The organism is Arachidicoccus sp. (assembly GCF_050436765.1).
Classification (GTDB): Bacteria; Bacteroidota; Bacteroidia; order Chitinophagales; family Chitinophagaceae; genus Arachidicoccus.
Genome location: NZ_JBNQGD010000404.1, coordinates 1 through 1,735, shown reverse-complemented (window position 1 = coordinate 1,735; position 1,735 = coordinate 1). Strand labels below are relative to the sequence as shown.

Genomic DNA, 1,735 nt, shown 5'->3' with positions numbered 1-1,735 from the left:
CGGAAATAATATTGCAACATTTTCACCTTACACTGGGCCGAACCCTGAAAATATTACTGATTTAGGTAGAGATAATCCAAATACTTATCCTAATGCCAGAAATTATACGCTAGGATTGAATATCCAATTTTAAAAATCATTGAATTCATCGATTATGAAATATAAGAAAATATATTATGCCAGTTTCATAGCGCTCTTACTTTGTATGGGTGTAGGCTGTAAGAAATTTCTAAATGTGACCCCACAGAATGCGCTTTCCGGAAATAATTACTGGAAAACAAAAAATGATGTGCAGAGCTTTATGAATGGTATTTATTTACAATATCGTAATGCTACCATGCAGAATAAGGCTTTCTTTACGGCTAGTGGAGATTTCAGGTCTTCCAGAATTTGGAACTTAGTTTCTAATACCGGAGGTGGAAATGTGTATGTTAATGATGTCGAATCGAATGATTTAGTTGCCGCAGTTACCCATAATGATGGTAGGGTAAGAAATATCATGGATTGGACAGATTTTTATAAAGATATTGCCTCTTGTAATATCTTATTAAAAGAAATAGATAAGGTTCCCACCAATGAAATCTCGGCTCAAGAATCGGCGGCATTTAAAGCGGAGGCTATATTTATGAGAAGCCTTTGTTATTTTGCTATTGTGCGATTGTTTGGTGATGTCCCTTATAATGTTACTGCTTATGATACATCGGCACTTCCAAGAACCAATCAGACTGTTATATTTAATAATTGCCTTGCTGATTTGGGGGCTGCATTACCCAATTTGCCTTGGACCTATACAGACATCTCTGATATTGCCTCCAGAGCAAATAAGGGTGCTGCTATAGATTTGATGATGAACATGAATATGTGGAATGCAAATTTTGATGCGGTGAATAATCAAAAGTATTGGGCAGCAACCGATAGTTTAGGCGGCTTGTTAATGAACGATAATGGTGGTGCATATGGTTTATTACCTATCTCTGACTTTAAAACAATATTTGCAGGCCACTCTAAAGAAAGTCTATTTGAGATCGAACAAAATGCTAATAAGCAGGATGTTTTTTACAATTATGGGCAGTTTGCTAATTATGTGTTAGGCTATAAACTCAATTCCCAGTACCAATTTGTAAAAACAGCTCCTTTAAGCTCTCCTACTAAAAGTAGGATGTATATAGATAAAAAAGTGCTTAGCTCTTTATATCCATCTGGGAATGGGGATCAAAGATTTAATTTGTGGATTGCTAATTCAACAGATGAGGACGGGGACTTCGCCTTTATTAAATTCTCTAATATGGTTTACGGAACTGACCAAAATGGTTCAGCATTCAGTGCTTCTACTGATGCACATGTCGTTTTCCGTTTAGCGGGAGCAATATTATTGCGCGCAGAAGCGTGTAATGATTTAGGTAAGACGGCAGATGCACTTAGCTATCTCAACATGATAGAAGGCCGTGCGGGACTTCCTTCTTATAATTCAACTTCGCAGGATAACATTGATAACGAAATCTTTTTGGAACGCACCAGGGAGTTGATGGGAGAGGGATGGAGTTTTTATGATTTGGTGAGAACCAAAAAGATATTAGATCCAGGTTATAGTAATGCGATGCCGAGTAGTGATTATGCAAATGGCGCTTGGACTTGGCCTATTTCAAATAGTGCACTTACTAATAACCCCAATATGGTACTGAATACATTTTGGAATGTGAGTTATTAAAATTGTATAGTTTAAAATGATTAGAAA

At 36.6% G+C, this 1,735-nt stretch carries 1 protein-coding gene; it reads left to right on the top strand.

The window, feature by feature from the left end; translation table 11 throughout:
* The first annotated feature begins 154 nt into the window (after positions 1-154).
* The gene (locus tag ACQR30_RS16755) at positions 155-1,708 is read left to right on the top strand and encodes a RagB/SusD family nutrient uptake outer membrane protein (protein WP_429736907.1); all 1,554 of its coding nucleotides are present in this window, start codon (positions 155-157) and stop codon (positions 1,706-1,708) included.
* Positions 1,709-1,735 lie beyond the last annotated feature (27 nt).

Bases quoted from the DNA above. Each gene is read 5' to 3' on its own strand.
- ACQR30_RS16755 (WP_429736907.1), top strand. From the start codon at position 155: ATGAAATATAAGAAAATATATTATGCCAGTTTCATAGCGCTCTTACTT.